The 18343-nt window shown below is 63.0% G+C and carries 15 protein-coding genes; 8 read left to right on the top strand and 7 right to left on the bottom strand.

The window, feature by feature from the left end:
- Nucleotides 1-111: 111 nt before the first annotated feature.
- The 4 genes from GWL_RS11495 (at nucleotide 112) to GWL_RS11480 (ending at nucleotide 2217) form a co-directional block, all read left to right on the top strand.
- Nucleotides 112-963, top strand: a complete 852-nt coding sequence (locus GWL_RS11495) for a hypothetical protein (RefSeq protein ID WP_008330141.1) — start codon at nucleotides 112-114, stop codon at nucleotides 961-963.
- Between the two features lie 9 nt (nucleotides 964-972).
- On the top strand, nucleotides 973-1365 hold the full coding sequence (locus GWL_RS11490; RefSeq protein ID WP_008330140.1) for a hypothetical protein: 393 nt from the start codon (nucleotides 973-975) through the stop codon (nucleotides 1363-1365).
- Nucleotides 1366-1367: 2 nt separating this feature from the next.
- Nucleotides 1368-1772, top strand: coding sequence for a helix-turn-helix domain-containing protein (locus tag GWL_RS11485; protein ID WP_008330126.1), 405 nt, complete (start codon nucleotides 1368-1370; stop codon nucleotides 1770-1772).
- A 109-nt stretch (nucleotides 1773-1881) separates the two neighbouring features.
- Nucleotides 1882-2217, top strand: coding sequence for a helix-turn-helix domain-containing protein (locus GWL_RS11480; RefSeq protein WP_008330124.1), 336 nt, complete (start codon nucleotides 1882-1884; stop codon nucleotides 2215-2217).
- A 6-nt stretch (nucleotides 2218-2223) separates the two neighbouring features.
- Here GWL_RS11480 and GWL_RS11475 read toward each other — a convergent pair whose 3' ends face one another.
- From GWL_RS11475 to GWL_RS11465, 3 genes are all read right to left on the bottom strand, one after another.
- On the bottom strand, nucleotides 2224-3510 hold the full coding sequence (locus GWL_RS11475; protein ID WP_008330122.1) for an MFS transporter: 1287 nt from the start codon (nucleotides 3508-3510) through the stop codon (nucleotides 2224-2226).
- A gap of 372 nt (nucleotides 3511-3882) precedes the next feature.
- Entirely contained in the window at nucleotides 3883-5097 is a 1215-nt protein-coding gene (locus tag GWL_RS11470; protein WP_034350464.1) for an ABC transporter substrate-binding protein, read from the bottom strand.
- A 106-nt stretch (nucleotides 5098-5203) separates the two neighbouring features.
- On the bottom strand, nucleotides 5204-6505 hold the full coding sequence (locus GWL_RS11465) for a hydroxymethylglutaryl-CoA reductase, degradative (RefSeq protein WP_008330101.1): 1302 nt from the start codon (nucleotides 6503-6505) through the stop codon (nucleotides 5204-5206).
- Nucleotides 6506-6686: 181 nt separating this feature from the next.
- Here GWL_RS11465 and GWL_RS11460 point away from each other — a divergent pair, with 181 nt between their 5' ends.
- Nucleotides 6687-8084, top strand: a complete 1398-nt coding sequence (locus tag GWL_RS11460) for a PLP-dependent aminotransferase family protein (protein WP_008330100.1) — start codon at nucleotides 6687-6689, stop codon at nucleotides 8082-8084.
- Between the two features lie 215 nt (nucleotides 8085-8299).
- Nucleotides 8300-9910, top strand: coding sequence for a methyl-accepting chemotaxis protein (locus GWL_RS11455; protein ID WP_008330097.1), 1611 nt, complete (start codon nucleotides 8300-8302; stop codon nucleotides 9908-9910).
- Between the two features lie 75 nt (nucleotides 9911-9985).
- Here the strand turns inward: GWL_RS11455 and GWL_RS11450 are convergent, their stop codons facing one another.
- Nucleotides 9986-10891, bottom strand: coding sequence for a LysR family transcriptional regulator (locus GWL_RS11450; RefSeq protein ID WP_008330095.1), 906 nt, complete (start codon nucleotides 10889-10891; stop codon nucleotides 9986-9988).
- A 252-nt stretch (nucleotides 10892-11143) separates the two neighbouring features.
- On the opposite strand from GWL_RS11450, the gene aceB reads away from it, so the two are divergent.
- Complete coding sequence (gene aceB / locus GWL_RS11445; RefSeq protein ID WP_008330091.1) at nucleotides 11144-12730, top strand: malate synthase A; 1587 nt, start codon at nucleotides 11144-11146, stop codon at nucleotides 12728-12730.
- 155 nt (nucleotides 12731-12885) lie between these two features.
- Here the strand turns inward: aceB and GWL_RS11440 are convergent, their stop codons facing one another.
- The 3 genes from GWL_RS11440 to ispD all read right to left on the bottom strand — a co-directional run bounded on the left by GWL_RS11440 (nucleotide 12886) and on the right by ispD (nucleotide 14649).
- Nucleotides 12886-13092, bottom strand: coding sequence for a cold-shock protein (locus GWL_RS11440; protein WP_006464465.1), 207 nt, complete (start codon nucleotides 13090-13092; stop codon nucleotides 12886-12888).
- Nucleotides 13093-13408: 316 nt separating this feature from the next.
- The gene (gene ispF / locus GWL_RS11435; RefSeq protein WP_008330088.1) at nucleotides 13409-13912 is read right to left on the bottom strand and encodes a 2-C-methyl-D-erythritol 2,4-cyclodiphosphate synthase; all 504 of its coding nucleotides are present in this window, start codon (nucleotides 13910-13912) and stop codon (nucleotides 13409-13411) included.
- The gene (ispD, locus tag GWL_RS11430) at nucleotides 13909-14649 is read right to left on the bottom strand and encodes a 2-C-methyl-D-erythritol 4-phosphate cytidylyltransferase (protein WP_008330085.1); all 741 of its coding nucleotides are present in this window, start codon (nucleotides 14647-14649) and stop codon (nucleotides 13909-13911) included. The genes ispF and ispD overlap by 4 nt, the downstream gene beginning before the upstream one ends.
- A gap of 198 nt (nucleotides 14650-14847) precedes the next feature.
- On the opposite strand from ispD, the gene mfd reads away from it, so the two are divergent.
- The gene (gene mfd, locus GWL_RS11425) at nucleotides 14848-18285 is read left to right on the top strand and encodes a transcription-repair coupling factor (RefSeq protein ID WP_008330083.1); all 3438 of its coding nucleotides are present in this window, start codon (nucleotides 14848-14850) and stop codon (nucleotides 18283-18285) included.
- Nucleotides 18286-18343: the final 58 nt, after the last annotated feature.

Genomic DNA, 18343 nt, shown 5'->3' with positions numbered 1-18343 from the left:
TCGTTGACACGCACGCGCATCGGCTCCTTGAGGGGCCGATGCCTGCGCCCCACAGACGGACCGGCCGCAGGCCGTGTCCAGCGTTTTTCAAACCAGATGAAGGAGAAAAAAATGGCAGCGCAATCCGCAGATTCCGATGAGCAGAATTTCTGGCCAGGCTACGTCGATTCCATGGTCAACATGGTCATGTACCTGTTGCTTCTGATCGCCATCCTGGCCATGGCCGTGATGTATTTTTCCATGCGCGCGCGCGACGAAGCCAAGGACAGCAAGGCTACCGAGATCGAAATGCCGGGCAAGCCTTTCCCCCAGGCCTTGCCGGGGCCCAACGCGCTCACGCCGGTCACCCCCAGTGCCGAGGAGCTGCATGCCCAGATTGAGCAGATGCGCCAGACGCTCAACAACAACGAGGTCCGCTACAAGGCCGACGTGGCCGAGCTGAAGGAAAAGCTGCGCGAGAGCGACCAGCGTTTCAAGGCATCGGGCCTGGCCAAGGTCGAGAAGCCCAACCAGAAGGAACGCGGCAACAACATGAAGTCCACGCCTGAAGCCGATCTGGCCAAGGAAGGAGCCTCCGAACGCGTACTCAACGCCAGCGGCACGGCCGGAGCGTTACCCACCGGCGTGGAGCAGTTTGCCTTGCGGCCCAGCGTGCTGATCGTGCGCTTCCGTCCAGGCACCGTGGACCTGAATCCGGACGAAGCCAGGCGCATGAACGAGACCTTCGTCAAGCACTTCGAATGGAACCCCGGCGTGGAACAGAACTTCACCATTTCCTCGGCGGCCGTGGAGGGCTTGTCGGAGTCCAACCGCATGGCCTTCTATCGCGTGGTGGCGGTGCGCAACCACCTGCTGTCCATCGGTGTGCCGGCGGCCCGTATCCGCCAGCGCATCGAACCCGTACCTGCGGCGCGCCAGAGTGGCACGGAAGGGCTGGAAATCCGCATCCAGAAGACCGAGTGAGGAGGCCCGATGTCTGATGCCGCAAGTTCCATCGAGGACGCCCTGGTCGGCAAGACCACCTATACGCTGGATGTGACCCAGGCCGGCACCGCCCTGCGCAAGATTTCCATCGAAACCATCAGCGATGTGCGCAGCCTGGGCATCGATCTCCTGCTGGTGCTGCGCAGCGGCGGCCAGATCCTGTTGCGGGAAGGTGCGCTGGATGCGCTGGTCAACCCGAACCGGCGCCTGGAGTTCAGTGATGGCGTACTGACTCTTCAGCAGATCTTCATGCAGAGTGAACAGTTCGACTTCCTGAACCAGTCCGGTTCCGGTGTCGCTGCGCATCTGTATGTGGCTCATGCGCACGACAGGCCGCTGCCGCAGTGGGATCACGGTGCGGCATTTCCATTGGGAGGCTGAGGATGGATGAACCTGCTGATCTGTCGACGCTGACCGAAGCGCCCGCTGCAGCGCCCGTGGTGGATGCCATGCGGTGCTGCAAGCAGGCCATCGGTGAGCGTCTCAAGTCCACGCGCATGTTGAGTGGCCTGAACCAGCGCGACTTCGCCAGCCGCCTGGGGACTTCGGGTGCCTACATCAGCTGCGTTGAACTGGGGCACAGCATGCCGGGCGGACGCTTTTTGCGCTCGCTGCACCGGGAGTTCGACGTCAACATCAACTGGCTGCTGACCGGGCTGGAGAAGGAGATGCCACCCCGTCATGGCTTCCACGTGAAGGTGTTGATCGGGGATTATGTCCGCGCCTCGGAGCGTGGCAAATCCCTGGTGATGGCAGTGGCCAATTTCCTGGTGAGCAGGAGCGGTTGAAGACCAAGGGCCAGGTGGGCCCGCAGCGGCTGCTTGCCGCTGCGGGCAACTGCCCTGCGTACGGGGATACGGGCGGCGCAAACGGGCTCGCCCGTACAGAGGAGAGCATATGTACAGTGAAGAAATCGGTGGGCGGATCAAGGAAATCCGGCTCGCACATGGCCTGAGCCAGCGTGAGCTGGGGCAGCGCCTCAATACGTCCACCGGTCACATCAGCTGGCTGGAAGCCGGCAAGGCCATGCCCGGGGGAGAACTGTTGCTGCAGCTCTATCGCGAATTTGCGGTCGACATCAACTGGCTGCTTACCGGCAACGAACCCGAGGTACTGCCCCGGGAGAGCGATAACGACGTCCGGCAACTGGTCGATAATTATTGCCGTATCGATGTCCAGGGGCGCGAGATCATCCGCATCCTGGCCAGCTATGCCGGCCGCAGCGCGGCCTGAGCGCGTTCAGCGTCCCGTGGCAGGCGCGCTGGCCGCCACGTTGACAGTACCTGCCTGCACCTCGCGGTTCAGGCGCCACACCAGGGCTGACGCCAGCAGCGTGGTTCCCACGATGACATAGCCCACCACATCAAAATGCTGCAACTGGCCCTGCGGGCCGAGTGTGACGATATGGCCCGCCACGACCGAGGCCACCCCGCCCGAGAGTTGCTGGATCGATGCGCTGATGGCGTTGAAGGAGCCGCGCTGCTGCGGCACCGGCACCGAGGCGACCAGCGCCTGGAACGGGATCATGCGTGAAAAGATCCCCAGGAACAAGACCGCATTGACCAGCACGATCATGGGAACCGTGACCGGCCCCAGGTGCGTGTAGATCAGCACCATGACGATGGACAGTACGGCACCGAAGACGAAGACCCGGAACTTGCCCACCTTGTCGGCGGCCCGACCGATGAGCGGACCGAAGGCGATGGTGCACAGTCCGGTCACCAGGTAGACCGTGGGCAGGTGGTGCAGATCGATGCCCAGGTTGCCGACCAGATAGGCGCTGCTGAAGGGCATGAGCATGAAGCCGCCCGTCATCAGCAGGGCAGTGGTGGCAAAGGCGAACAGGTAGCGGGGCTCGGTGAGGGTGTGATACAGGTGCATCCAGGCCGTGTGCTCCTGCTTGAGTTTGAGGTGGCCATCCACCGGCTGCATCTTGATGCTGACCACGATGCCGCCCACGGCGCCCAGAGCAGCCATGGCCAGGAACGGCACATGCCAGTTCCAGCGATTGGACAGATAGAGCCCGATCGGAATGCCCAGCACCTGGCTGGCCGCAAAGGAAGTCTGGATGACCCCCATGACGCGCCCGCGCAGCTGCGGTGCAAACAGGTCGGTGGCAATGGCCAGCGTGATGGAGCCGATCACGCCGCCGAACAGGCCCGTGACGATGCGCGCGAGCAGCAGGCTTTCGAAACTCTGCGCCAGGCCGCACCAGACCGTACCCAGCACGAAACCGCCATAGAAGAACAGCAGCAGCCGCTTGCGATCAAAGCGATCGGCAAAGCCGGCCGTGAGCAGGCCGGAGGCGCCGGCGCTGAAGGCGTAGGCGGAGACCACCAGCCCGAACTGTTGCGGCGTGATCTGCATGGCCGGCATGATCACCGCACCCAGCGGTGACATCAGCATGAAATCGAGAATGACCGCAAATTGCAGAAAGGCCAGCAGCCCGACCACGGTCTTCTGGTAGCGTGTGAAACCCGCCGGGGCGGCGGTGCTGGCGGGTGGGCGGGGAGGGGACTGACTCAAAGGGGCTCCTTGGCGTAGGGGTCTGACCGGCTGGTCAGCGGGTTCATCGCCGCACGGGTAGCGATGTACCGATGGCCGGGCGCTGTGTCTGCGCTGACGGATGACCGTGTGCAATATTGTGTGCCCTGTCACCGTTGAGGCATCCGGATCGATGCGCCAGACGAGCAGGGCGCTTGCAAGAGTAGGTGCAAGACCCGGTCAAGGCAAGTCGTTGATGTAAAGAGCGCACGGATCGTCAAGGAAGCGCCAGGTCGTCCACCCGGCAGATCAAGCATGAAGGGCGAGACCCGCCCCGCAGGTCCCGCCCTCCAACTGCTGAACCTGCCGGCCGGCCAGGGCCCGCAGGTTTTGCTCTGAAACTTCACCTTGCCATCATTGCTTGAGCAGACTGCACTTGGAATCCGCCACGCTGGTGAAGGCTTGTTCACCTGGGATGGTTTCCAGCAATTTCAGGTAATCCCAGGGCTTCTTGGACTCGGCCGGTGACTTCACCTGGTACAGGTACATGTCGTGGATGTTGCGTCCATCGGCGCGGATGTAGCCCTTGTTGTAGAAATCATCGATGCGGGCCCTCTTCAATTGCGCCATCACCTTGGTGGAATCATCGGTGCCGACCGCCTCCACCGCCTTCAGATAGGTCATGGTGGCCGAATAGGCCGCCGCCTGGTGGGTACTGGGCATTTTCTTCATCTTCTGGAAGAAACGCTCGGCAAACTTGCGCGAAGGTTCGTCCTTGTCCCAGTACCAGCTGTCGGTCATCATCAGACCCTCGGCATTGGCCAGTCCCAGGGCGTGGATGTCGTTGATGACCATGAGCAGACCCACCAGCTTCATGGTCTTGGTCACGCCGAATTCCTTGGCGGCCTTGATGGAATTGACGGTGTCCTCCCCCGCATTGGCCAGACCCAGAATCTGTGCCTTGGAGGCCTGCGCCTGCAGCAGGAAGGACGACAGGTCCGAGGACTGCGGCGGATGCTTGATCGAACCGACCACCGTCCCGCCGCTGGCCTTGACCACCGCGCTGGTGTCATTGGCCAGCGAATGGCCGAAGGCATAGTCCGCCACCAGGAAGAACCAGGACTTCCCGCCCTGCTTGATCACCGCGCTGGCCGTGCCCTTGGCCAGGGCCACGGTGTCATATTCGTAGTGCACGGTGTAGGGGGTGCATTCCTCGTTGGTCAGGCGCGCGGTGCCGGCTCCGATGTTGATGTAGACGCGCTTCTTCTCGGCCATCACCTTGTTCATCGACAAGGCCGTGGCCGAATTGACGCCGCCGATGAGCATGTCCAGGCCGCGTTCGTCGGCCCATTCGCGGGCGCGGGTGGCGGCGATGTCGGCCTTGTTCTGGTGGTCCGCCGAGAGGATCTCGATGGGCTTGCCCAGCACCTTGCCACCATGGTCGGCCACCGCCATGCGGATCGCTTCCAGTCCGCCCAGGCCGTCGGTGTCGGCATAGGGGCCGGACATGTCGGTGATGAAACCGATGCGTACCACGTCATCGGATACCTGGGCCCAGGCCGGGCCCGAAAACATGCCTGCGATGGCACAGGCGGCTGCCAGCTTGCGCAGCTTGCTCGATGGGATCATGCGTTTGTCTCCTCGTCTTGATTGGCCGCTGGGCGGCTCGGGGTCATGCGCTTGTCGCTGCTTGAGTTGCTTGAGTTGCTTGAGTTGCTTGAGCTGTGTCATTGCTTCAGCCGCGGCGCTCGGCCAGCAGCGATTTGGCGTAATCCACGCGCACATCGTGGCGCGCCACCATTTGCTGGACCAGCCAGTCCATCTCGTGCGCTTCGGCGCCGGCGGCCAGCGCGATGTTGCGCGCATGCAGCGCCATGTGGCCGCGCTGGATACCTTCGGTCGCCAGTGCGCGCAGGGCCGCCATGTTCTGCGCCAGGCCCACGGCCACCGCGACCTCGGCCAGTTCCTGTGCGGATTGCACGCCCAGGATCTTGAGCGCGGCGCGCGCCGCCGGATGGGTCTTGGTGGCGCCCCCTACCAAACCGACCGGCATGGGAATCTCCAGGGTGCCGACCAGGTCGCCATCGGCAGCAATTTCCCAGTGCGTCAGCGAAGTGTAGCGGCCATGACGGCAGGCGTAGGCGTGGGCGCCGGCTTCCACCGCGCGCCAGTCATTGCCGGTGGCGACGATGACCGGATCGATGCCGTTCATGATGCCCTTGTTGTGGGTGGCCGCGCGGTAGGGGTCGACGGCAGCAAATTCATACGCATCGACGATGCCATCGATGACTTCCTCGCCGCTGTAAGCGCTGGTGGCGAGGACCTCTGCAGAAACCTTCACCCTGGCTCGCGCCAGGCGCAGGTCGGCCAGGTTGGAGAGGATGCGCAGCCGCACCTTGCCGCCGGTGATCTCCTCGATATGCCCGGCCACCGCCTCGGCCATGGTGTTGACGGTATTGGCGCCCATGGCGTCGCGCACGTCCACGATCAGGTGGGTCACCACCATGGCGCCACGCCGGGTGTCCGGGAAGACGTGGACTTCAATGTCCCGGCACCCGCCGCCGAGGTCGTTGAGCACCTTGTCACGGCTGTTGGCGATGTCGATGATGGCCTGGCGGTCCTTGAGGATGGCCAGCCGCGCTCCATGCGGATCGGTCACGCCGAGCAGCTGGATCTGGGCGCGCATGAGGGGTGTACTGCTGGAGGTCTGGAAGCCGCCGCAGGCGCGCACCAGCTTGGCCATGAAGGAGGCAGCGGCCACCACCGAGGGTTCCTCGACGGCCATCGGCACCAGCACGTCGCGGCCGTTGAGCTGGAAGTAGCCCGCCACGCCCAGCGGCAGCTGGAAGGTGCCGACCACGTTCTCGATCATGCCATCGGCCGTGCCCAGCGGCAGGCCGCCAGGTTGGCCCAGCAAGGCTTGCTCGCCTTCTCCCAGTCCGGCCAGTCGGGCGATTTCGGCCAGGCGTTGGGGCGGGGTCAGGGTGCGGAATCCGGGCAGTCGCGAATCGCTGGCGGAGTGGGTGTCACTGTGCATGCGCTTGTCTCTCTTTTGGTCGTGATATGAAGGCTTGTGAAAGGGCAGCGCTTGCAGCGGCCCTCTCCAGCGCTGGCAGAATAACAAGGGTGTACCATTGCGCATGGGTACAGTTGGCGCCAACAGTGATGCAACTGTACCCAGGACAATCCCTTTGCATTGCAGCAAGATTCGATCACCCATGGCCCCAGCCCAGACCCTCACCCTGACCCGGACACTGGTGGAACTGATCCGCCGCCAGATCGCCGAGGGCGCCTATGCGCCCGGCAGCCGTCTGCCGTCGATCCGCGCGCTGTCGGCGCAGCATGACTGCGCCAAGAACACCATCGTCAATGTCTTCGAGGAGTTGACGGCGCAGGGCGTGGTCGAGCCCCGGCGCGGCTCGGGCTTCTTCGTGTGCGCCACGCCGCCGCGTCCCAAGGAAGAGGAGGAGGGCAGTCTCAGCCGTGCCATGGACGTGGTCTGGCTCATGCGTGAGCAGTTGAAGCACGACCCCGGTCATCTGCGCCTGGGCGATGGCTTTCCGCCGGTGGAATGGCTGCATGACGTGCGGCTGGACAAGTTCCATCAGAAGGTAGTGCGCACCGGCATGGGCGCGCTGTTCGGCTACGGCAGCCGCTTCGGCTACCTGCCGCTGCGCCAGCACCTGGTGCACAAGCTCGCGCAGCATGGGATCGAGGCCGCGACCAGCCAGATCGTGCTGACCCACGGTGCCAACCAGGCACTCGACATCGTGATCCGCAACTTCATTGGCCCGGGGGACCGGGTGCTGGTCGATGAACCGGGCTACTACATGTTGTACGGCAAGCTCAAGCTTTCCGGTGCCCGCATCATCGGCATCCCGCGCCACCCGGACGGGCCGGACATTGAGGCCCTGGAGCGTGAACTGCAGGTGGCGGGCAAGCCCTTGCTGTTCTTCACCCAGTCGCTGGGGCACAATCCCACGGCCTCGGACACCTCGCCCCACAAGGCCCACAAGATCCTGCAACTGGCCGACCGCTACGATGCCCTGATCGTGGAGAACGATGCCTTCGCGGACTTCAAGCCGGCCACCGCACCGCGCGTGGCCACGCTGGACCAGTTGCGCCGAACGCTCTATATCGGCAGCTTTTCCAAGTCGGTCTCGGCGGCGCTGCGGGTGGGCTTCATTGCCTGCCATCGGGATCTGGCCAGCGACCTGGCCGATATCAAGATGCTGGTGCACATGAGCAGTTCCGAATACTGCGAGCGCACGCTGGACGTGATCCTGTCCGATGGCCACTTCAGCCGCCACACCGCGCGCCTGCGCGACCGTCTGGCGCAGGCCACCGAAGCGGCCGGCCATCAGTTGCAGCAGCTTGGGGCGCAACTGTTCTGTGCGCCCCAGCAATCCATGTACCTGTGGGCGAGATTTCCCGGCTTTGCCGATGCCAGGCAACTGGCCCGGGGCCTCATGGCGCATCATGTGGTGCTGGCGCCGGGCAGCATCTTCCACGTCGATCCCGAGCACAGCGTCCCGTGGTCGCGTTTCAATGTCGGCCTGCTGTCAGACCCGCGATTTACCGCCGCCATGGCCAGCTTGCTGGAGCAGGCAAGCTGAATTCCCGTCTGCTGGGGGGGCACTATCGGGTTTTCCGTTCAGGCAGGAAGAGAGCCGCCATTGCCCGTCTGTTCGAGGCTTAGCTTTCTTGTCCCGCCCGCGCTCGCATGCCATAGTGCTGAGGGACGGCAGTCGGGGACTGCCGGGGTGACAACAATAATCAAGATGACACTGCGGAGCCTCCGCCCGGACGCTCCGCTGGGGATGGAGCAGAGATGAATATCCTTGGCAATATGAACATTGGCAAACGCCTCACGCTGGGCTTTGCCGTGATACTGGCGTTTTCCGCGATCGTGGCGGGCATCAGCCTGTGGCGACTGGAGCAGGTCGCGTCCGCCACGCGCGAGATGATGAGCGACCCCATCAAGACCGAGCGCCTCATGGGCGACTGGTATACCAATCTGACGGCGGGTATCCGCCGCACGCTGGCCATCGCCAAGAGCAGCGACCCGTCGCTGGCGACCTACTTCGCGGAGGAAGCTGCTGCCTCCACCAAGAGTTCCACCGAGTACCAGAAACAGGTCGAACCCTTGCTGGTCACCCCGGAGGAAAAGGCTCTGTTCCAGAAAATCGGGGAGCAGCGCAAGGTCTATCTGTCTTCGCGCGACGAGATCGTCAAGCTCAAGGCCGCGGGCAACGTGGAGGAGGCCATGCGCCTGCTCGACAAGGTCTTCGTCCCGGCGGCCGCGACCTATCAGAAACTGATGCGCGACATGGTGGACATCCAGCGCCAGGATATCGATGAGACCGCCAAGGAAATCGATCACATCGCCGTCCAGAGCCGCATCCTGATCCTGGTGCTGGAGGGGCTGATCCTGCTCCTGGGCATCGTGCTGGCGCGTCTGCTCACGCTGGGCATCACCCGGCCGCTGCAGACGGCGGTGGTGGTCTCGCGCAAGGTGGCCGAGGGCGACCTGGCCACCCAGGTACAGGTCAATTCGCGCGACGAGACCGGCCAACTGCTGCAATCGCTCAAGGAGATGAATGACAGCCTGCGCAGCATCGTCTCCAATGTCCGTAACGGCACCGATACCATCAGCACGGCCTCGGCCGAGATCGCCGCCGGCAATCTGGATCTCTCCAGTCGTACCGAGCAGCAGGCCAGTTCACTGGAAGAAACCGCCTCGGCCATGGAAGAGCTGATTTCCACCGTGCGTCAGAACGCCGACAACGCGCGCCAGGCCAGCCAGCTGGCGCAATCGGCCTCCAGCGTGGCCGAGCAGGGTGGCGGCGTGGTCAGTCAGGTAGTCGATACCATGGGCGCCATCAATGCTTCTTCGCGCAAGATCGTGGACATCATCAGCGTGATCGACGGGATTGCCTTCCAGACCAATATCCTTGCGCTCAATGCCGCCGTGGAAGCAGCGCGTGCCGGTGAGCAGGGACGCGGGTTTGCCGTGGTGGCCTCGGAAGTGCGTTCGCTGGCCCAGCGTTCGGCCTCGGCGGCCAAGGAGATCAAGGAGCTGATCAATGATTCGGTCGCGAAGGTCGGCGACGGCAGTCGCCTGGTCGAGCAGGCCGGTGCCACCATGCAGGAAGTGGTCAGCAGCGTGCGCCACGTTACCGATATCGTGGCCGAGATCAGTGCAGCCAGTGCCGAGCAGACCAGCGGCATCGAGCAGATCAACCTGGCCATTACGCAGATGGATCAGGTGACCCAGCAGAATGCGGCCCTGGTCGAGCAGGCGGCAGCTGCTGCTGCCTCGATGCAGAACCAGGCGGGACGGCTGGCGCAGATGGTCAGCGTGTTCCGGGTCAATGAAGGCGAGGCGCCGGTCAGGCGGGAGATCGACGTGACCCCGGCCGGCCCGACGCTGCCGCACTGAGCTCACTGACTGTACTTGCCAGGACGGCCCCGCGGGGGCCGTTTTGTCTTTTCTGCGTCTGCGTCTGCGGCAGCCTCAGCGACGCTTCCAGTAATCCGGCTGCGCATAGGCATGGCGCAGAAAATCCACGAAGGTACGGATGCGCAAGGGCAGGTGGCGTCGCTGCGCAAACACTGCGTAGATCGATGGTGCCGGAGCGGCAAACTTGTCCAGCACCGTCACCAGCTCGCCAGCTTCGATGGCTGCGCCCACTTCCCACATCGACCGCCAGGCCAGGCCGCGTCCGGCCAGCGCCCAGTTGTGCAGCACTTCACCGTCATTGCAGACCATGTTGCCGCCGACCTTGTAGACGCTCACCTTGCCGGACTGCTTGAGTGTCCAGCCACGCTGGCTGCCTTCGCTGCTCATGGCCAGGCAATTGTGGCGTACCAGTTCGTCCGGGGTCTGCGGGGTGCCGTGGCGGCGCAGGTAGGAGGGAGCGGCGACGATGACCCGGTGATTCTCGGCCAGCTTCACGCTCACCAGGTTGGAGTCGGTCAGGGTGGCAATGCGGATGGCGACGTCGATGCCTTCCCCGATGACGTCGGCAATGCGGTCATTGAGGTTCAGCGTGAGGGTGACATCGCGGTGCTCTGCCAGAAAGGAGGGCACCAGGGGTGCCACGTGCTGGCGACCGAACCCGGCCGGGGCCGAGATCAGCAACTGGCCACTGGCACGCGCGCTGCGTTCGGATACCGCCGATTCGGCATCTTCCAGGTCAGCCAGGATGCGCTGGCAGTCTTCCAGAAAGGCTGCGCCTTCGTTGGTGAGCACGATCTTGCGCGTGGTTCGCTGCAACAGCTTCACGCCCAGGCGCTCCTCCAGCGCATCCAGGCGCCGCCCTATCATGGCCGGGGCGATGCCCTCGGCACGGGCCGCCGCCGACAGGCTGCCACGGGCGGCGACCTCGGCAAAGGTCGAAATCTGCTTGAACTGGTCCATGCTGTCCTCTTCGAAAGACCCGGAAACGGGCGGCAAAGCCGCGCCGGCCCTGCGCCGACGTGCTGCGGCGATTATCTGCTCACTTATGACTAAAACGCAAAGATAAATTGATAAAAGCTTTCACTACTATCGATTTGGTTTAAATATACTGCGTACATAAAGTGTCTGATGCGATGCAAAAAGCTGCATAGTCTCAGGCACAATCATGAAAACAAGATTCACCAGTCCATTTTTCTTTTTGAGGAGTCCAGCATGACGCAACTGAAGCTGCCCACCGGCATGGAAATCTCCGGCGAGATCAAGCCGGGTTACGAGAACGTCCTGACCTTTGACGCCCTGTCACTGGTCGCCAAGCTCTCGCGCGCCTTCGAAGCGCGTCGCCAGGAACTGCTGGCCGCCCGTGCCGAGCGCGTCAAGCGGCTGGATGCCGGCGAACGCCCCGACTTCCTGAAGGAAACCGAAGCCATCCGCACCGGCGACTGGAAGATTGCTCCCATCCCCGAAGCCCTGAAGTGCCGCCGCGTGGAAATCACCGGTCCGGTCGAGCGCAAGATGGTCATCAACGCCTTCAACTCGGGCGCCGACAGCTACATGACCGACTTCGAGGATTCCAACTCGCCGGTGTGGGACAACCAGATCAGCGGACAGATCAACCTCTACGACGCCATCCGCCGCACCATTTCGCTGGAATCGAACGGCAAGAGCTACAAGCTCAACGACAAGATCGCCACCCTGGTGGTGCGTCCGCGTGGCTGGCACCTGGACGAGAAGCACGTCACCATCGATGGCAAGCGCATCTCCGGCGGCATCTTCGACTTCGCTCTGTTCCTGTTCCACAACGCCAAGGAACAGCTGGCGCGCGGCGCCGGTCCTTACTTCTATCTGCCCAAGATGGAATCGCATCTGGAAGCGCGTCTGTGGAACGACATCTTCGTGATGGCGCAGAACGAGATCGGCCTGCCGCAAGGCACCATCAAGGCCACCGTGCTGATCGAAACCATCACCGCCGCCTTCGAGATGGAAGAAATCCTGTACGAACTGCGTGAGCACAGCGCCGGTCTGAACGCCGGTCGTTGGGACTACATCTTCTCCTGCATCAAGAAGTTCAAGAACGACAAGGACTTCTGCCTGGCCGATCGCGCCAAGGTCACCATGACCTCGCCCTTCATGCGCGCCTACGCACTGCTGCTGCTGAAGACCTGCCACAAGCGCGGCGCGCCGGCCATCGGCGGCATGAGCGCGCTGATCCCGATCAAGAACGATCCGGAAAAGAACGCCATCGCCATGCAGGGCATCATCAACGACAAGCGCCGCGATGCGACCGACGGTTACGACGGCGGCTGGGTGGCTCACCCGGGCCTGGTCGAAGCCTCCATGAAGGAATTCGTGGCCGTGCTGGGCGACAAGCCCAACCAGTTCGAAAAGCAGCGTCCGGACGTGGAAGTGAAAGCCGCTGACCTGCTCAACTTCCAGCCGGAAACTCCGATCACCGAGGCCGGCCTGCGCTACAACATCAACGTCGGCATCCATTACCTGGGCGCCTGGCTGGCCGGCAATGGCTGCGTGCCCATCCACAACCTGATGGAAGATGCGGCTACCGCCGAGATCAGCCGTGCCCAGGTGTGGCAGTGGATCCGCAGTGCCAAGGGCAATCTGGAAGACGGTCGCAAGGTCACTGCCGACATGGTACGCGCCATGATTCCGGAAGAGCTGGCCAAGGTGACGCAAGTGGCAGGTGATGGCCCGACCTATGACCGCGCGGCCAAGATCTTTGAAGAAATGTCCACCTCCGAGACCTTCGCCGAGTTCCTGACGCTGCCGCTGTACGAAGAAATCTGATTCAGCTCTGCTTGAGCAGAAATGAAAATCCCCGCCTCTCGCAAGAGGGCGGGGATTTTTTTGAGGTCTCTTTCAGGTCTGTTTCTTCACACTGTGAAAGCTGCAGACGAAAAAAATCCCCGACGTGTCGGGGATTTTTTATCAGCTTGAAAAGCTTAAGCAGCCGGAACGATGTTCGAAGCTTGCTTGCCCTTCGGGCCGGTGGTCACTTCGAAGGAAACGCGTTGGTTTTCCTTCAGGGACTTGAAACCATTCGATTGAATAGCCGAGAAGTGAGCGAACAGATCTTCGCCGCCTTCATCGGGGGTGATGAAACCAAAACCCTTTGCATCGTTGAACCACTTGACGGTACCAGTTGCCATTACGGACTCCTAAATTTAATTGATTGGGGCTTGCGCCCGGCTCTTTATCGTTACTCGGGAGGAATGACAGCGAAGAACCGCACTACCAGCTCGAATCCTAACGACGCGACGATTATACTCATTAAATCGAGAATGCAAGCCATTTTCGGTACGAATCTTCCATTAAAAGTTTTAATGGCTGATTCTGGTGCCTTAGATTTCTTTCCATGCCGGGAAATGGTGCGCCAAACCGGCTTCAATCCCTTGTCTGGTGCGGCTTTTGGCGTGTCGGTGGATGTCCTACGCCGGCTTGTCGGGAACTTTCTGACAGCGTTTTTCAACCGTTTTGACGGTGGACCAGCACAACCGCTTCGGTGGCAATCCCTTCTTCACGTCCCAAAAAACCCATTTTTTCATTGGTTTTTGCCTTGATATTGACTTGCCCTTCAGAAATCCCCAGGTCCGCCGCCACGTTGGCCACCATGACGGGAATATGCGGGGCCATCTTGGGCGCCTGGGCGATGATGGTGGCATCCACGTTGCCCACGGTATAGCCGGCAGCAGCCAGGCGCTTGGCCGCCTCGCGCAGCAGCACGCGCGAGTCGGCGCCCTTGAACTGCGCATCGGTATCGGGGAAGTGGCGGCCGATGTCGCCCAGCGCGGCAGCGCCGAAGAGCGCATCGGTGATGGCATGCAGCAGGGCATCGGCGTCCGAGTGGCCGAGCAGGCCCTTCTTGTGCGGGATGGTGACACCACCCAGGATCAGCGGGCGGCCTTCCACCAGGGCGTGGCAGTCATAGCCCTGGCCGATACGGAAAGGGAAGGGGGAAGAAGCGTTCATGCGTGCGGACCTTTCAGGAAGAATTCAGCCAGGGCGGCGTCCTGCGCCAGTGTGACCTTGAGATTGCGGGGGCTGCCCTCGACCAGGCGCGGACGCAAGCCCAGCATTTCGATGGCGCTGGCGTCGTCGGTGATCTCGCCCAGGCGGCCTTGCGCTTGCGCCTGCTGCAAGGCGCGTCGCAGCAGGGCATAGGGAAACATCTGCGGTGTCTGCGCCGCCCACAGGCCGGCACGCGGCACGGTCTCCTGCGAGCGGAGCGATCCGGCGCCATCGCAGCGCTTGAGGGTATCGACCACTGGCAGGGCCAGCAGGCCACCGACTTCATCGTCGGCCAGGGCATCGAGCAGACGGTCCAGCAGCGGCACATCCAGGCCGGGGCGGGCGGCGTCGTGCACCAGCACGCGGTCGGTATCGGCCACCTGATCACGGATGGCGTTGAGCCCGTTGAAGACGCTGTCCTGCCGCGTCGGTCCGCCCACCCGCAGGACGCTTGCGCGTTGCAGCAGGGCGGGCGTCATGAGGGAGTCGATCCAGCCATCCTCGGCGCTGACCACGACGAAGGTGTGGGTGATGCGGGCATGCGCCGCGAAGGTTTGCAGCGCATGCAGCAGCATGGGGAGGCCTGCCAGCGGCAGGTATTGCTTGGGAATCTGGCCGCCCATGCGCGCGCCCACGCCTGCGGCGGGGATGAGCGCAAAGTGGCGGGGCGGGGAAGAAGCGGACTGCGAAGGGTTCATGCCATGCACCTGGCCCCGGCACCCGCCTGGCGGCGGCCTGCGATGGGGCCTTCGTTTATAATGAGAGGCTGAATTCTAATGCCAATCCCTTGCAAGCGACCGGCATTTTGCGGCGCTGCCAGCCTGGTCGCCGCCGCCGGGCCTCGTCAGTTGCCGTACGCGAAACAAGTCCTAACCAAGCCGATCCTCCCGATCCTGATGTCTTTTGATCCGAAAAAAAGCCTGCCCAAGGCAGGTGTGCGTTTCCAGCCTCCCGCCGTGCACGGTTCCGCCGATGCGTATCTGCTGGCCCAGGCCGCGCTGGCCCTGAAGGCCGAAGGCCGCATGCTGGCCGTGGTGGTGGCCGGGGCCACCGATGCCCAGCGCCTGCTGGCTGAAATCCCCTGGTTCCAGCCCAAGGATGGCGAGCGCCTGCGTTGCCACCTGCTGCCGGACTGGGAAACACTGCCTTATGACGCCTTCTCGCCGCACCAGGACCTGGTCTCCGAACGCCTGGCCACGCTCTATGAAGTGCAGTCCGGCCAGTGCGACCTGCTGATCGTACCGGCTACCACCGCCTTGCTGCGCATGGCCCCGCCGCAGTTCCTGGCGGCCTATACCTTCTTCTTCAAGCAGGGCGAAAAGCTCGACGAAGGCAAGCTCAAGTCCCAGCTCACCCTGGCCGGCTACACCCACGTGGGCCAGGTGATGTCGCCGGGTGAATACTCGGTGCGTGGCGGCCTGATCGACATCTTCCCCATGGGTTCGGTACTGCCGTACCGCCTGGACCTGTTCGGCGACACCATCGAGACCATCCGCACCTTCGACGCCGATACCCAGCGCTCGCTCTATCCGGTGCCGGAAGTGCGGCTGCTGCCGGGCCGTGAATTCCCGATGGATGAAGCCTCGCGCCTGGCCTTCCGCAACCGTTGGCGCGAAGTGTTCGAAGGTGATCCATCACGCTCGGCCATCTACAAGGACATCGGCAACGGCATCGCCGCAGCAGGTATCGAATACTACCTGCCGCTGTTCTTCGAAGAGACGGCTACGCTCTTCCAGTACCTGCCGGCCAATGCCATGTTCGCCACCGTGGGTGACATCGAGCAGGCCATCAAGCGCTTCTGGAGCGATACCCGCTCGCGTTGGAATTTCCTTCACGCCGACCGCGAGCGCCCGGTGCTGGAGCCGCGCGCCATCTACCTGGACGATGAAGATTTCTTCACCCTGCTGAAACCCCACGCCCGCTGGGTGCTCAAGAGCGATGATGCGCCCTCGGCCATCTCCTCGCCCTTGCCCAATATCGCCGTGAACCGCCGTGCGGATGATCCGCTGGTCAACCTGCGCAGCTTCCTCCTGAAGGGGGCCGAGCGGGTGCTGATCTGTGCCGAGAGCAATGGCCGGCGCGAGACCCTGCAGCAGTACTTCGCCGAATACGATGTGCATCCGGTCCTGTGCGAGGACTGGAACAGCTTCCTCTCCAGTGATGAACCGCTGATGCTGGGCGTGGCCCCCTTGCACACGGGCTTCGTCACAGCGGGCGGCCTGGCGCTGGTCACCGAGACCGAGCTGTACGCCGGCAGTGGCCGCCGCGTCGGCAGCCGCAAGCAGCAGGCCGCCACCGATGTGGAATACATGGTGCGCGATCTGTCGGAACTGAAGATCGGCGACCCGGTGGTGCACAGCAGCCACGGTATCGGTCGCTACATGGGCCTGGTCAGCATGGACCTGGGGGAGGGCGAGACCGAATTCCTCCATCTGGAATATGCCAAGGAAACCAAGCTCTATGTCCCGGTCTCGCAACTGCACGTGATTTCACGTTACTCGGGCGCTTCGCCCGAAGATGCACCGCTGCATGCGCTGGGTTCGGGCCAGTGGGAAAAGGCCAAGCGCAAGGCGGCCCAGCAGGTGCGCGATACCGCCGCCGAACTGCTGAACCTGTACGCCCGCCGCGCATTGAGGCAGGGCCATGCCTTCCAGTATTCGGCGCATGACTATGAAGCCTTCGCCGACAGCTTCGGTTTTGAAGAGACTGCCGACCAGGCCGCCGCCATCCAAGCCGTCATCAAGGACATGACCGGCGGCAAGCCCATGGACCGCCTCATCTGCGGCGACGTCGGCTTCGGCAAGACCGAGGTCGCCTTGCGTGCCGCCTTCGTGGCCGTGATGGGCGGCAAGCAGGTCGCCATTCTGGCCCCGACCACGCTCTTGGCCGAACAGCACGCCGCCACCTTCGCCGATCGTTTCGCCAACTGGCCGGTCAAGATCGCCGAGCTCTCGCGCTTCCGTACCGGCAAGGAAGTCACGCAAGCCATCAAGGGCCTGGGCGATGGCACCATCGATATCGTCATCGGCACGCACAAGCTGCTGTCGGACGAAGTGAAGTTCTCGCGCCTGGGCCTGGTCATCATCGACGAGGAACACCGTTTCGGCGTGCGCCAGAAGGAAGCCCTGAAGTCCTTGCGCGCCGAGGTCGATGTCTTGACGCTGACGGCCACCCCGATTCCGCGCACGCTGGGCATGGCGCTGGAAGGATTGCGCGATTTCTCGGTGATCGCCACCGCCCCGCAAAAGCGTCTGGCCATCAAGACCTTCGTGCGCGCCGAGCAGGAATCGACCATTCGCGAAGCCTGCCTGCGCGAGTTGAAGCGTGGCGGCCAGGTTTACTTCCTGCACAATGAAGTGGAAACCATCGCCAACCGCAAGGCCGCGCTCGAACAGCTGCTACCCGAAGCGCGCATCGGCGTGGCCCACGGCCAGATGCACGAGCGCGACCTGGAAAAGGTGATGCGCGACTTCGTGGCGCAGCGCTTCAACATCCTGCTATGCACCACCATCATCGAGACCGGCATCGACGTGCCCACCGCCAACACCATCATCATGCACCGTGCCGACAAGTTCGGCCTGGCCCAGCTGCACCAGTTGCGTGGCCGGGTCGGTCGTTCGCATCACCAGGCCTATGCCTATCTGCTGGTGCAGGATGTGCAGGGCCTGTCCAAGCAGGCCCAGCGCCGGCTGGAGGCGATCCAGCAGATGGAGGAACTGGGCAGCGGTTTCTATCTCGCCATGCACGACCTGGAAATCCGTGGCGCCGGCGAAGTGCTGGGCGATCATCAGTCGGGCGAGATCCACGAGATCGGTTTCCAGATGTATTCGGACATGTTGAACGAAGCCGTGCGCGCCTTGAAGGACGGCCGCGAACCGGATCTCGCCGCGCCCTTGTCGACCACTACCGAAATCAACCTGCATGCGCCTGCACTGCTGCCCAATGACTTCTGCGGCGACGTGCATGAGCGCTTGTCGCTCTACAAGCGCCTGGCCAACTGCGAGAAAGCCGATGCCATCGACGCCTTGCAGGAAGAACTGATCGACCGCTTCGGCAAGCTGCCGGATGCCGCCAAGGCGCTCATCGAAACGCACCGCCTGCGCATTGCCGCCAAGCCGCTGGGCATCATCAAGATCGATGCCCATTCGGAGGCGGCGCTGCTGCAGTTCGTTCCCAATCCGCCGATCGACGCCATGCGCATCATCGAGCTGGTCCAGAAGAACCGCCAGGTCAAGCTCAATGGTCCGGACAAGCTGCGCATCACGGCCAGCATGCCGGACCTCAATGCCCGTGTGCAGCAGGTCAAGGCGACCATGAAGGCACTCACCGGCTGAACCGCTTCCCGGCCGCGTATTACCGAATCCAACCGCATCAACGAATCAACAGAACAAC

The organism is Herbaspirillum sp. GW103, from assembly GCF_000261365.1.
Classification (GTDB): domain Bacteria; phylum Pseudomonadota; class Gammaproteobacteria; order Burkholderiales; family Burkholderiaceae_D; genus Herbaspirillum.
This window is presented reverse-complemented; position numbering and strand designations above follow the sequence as displayed.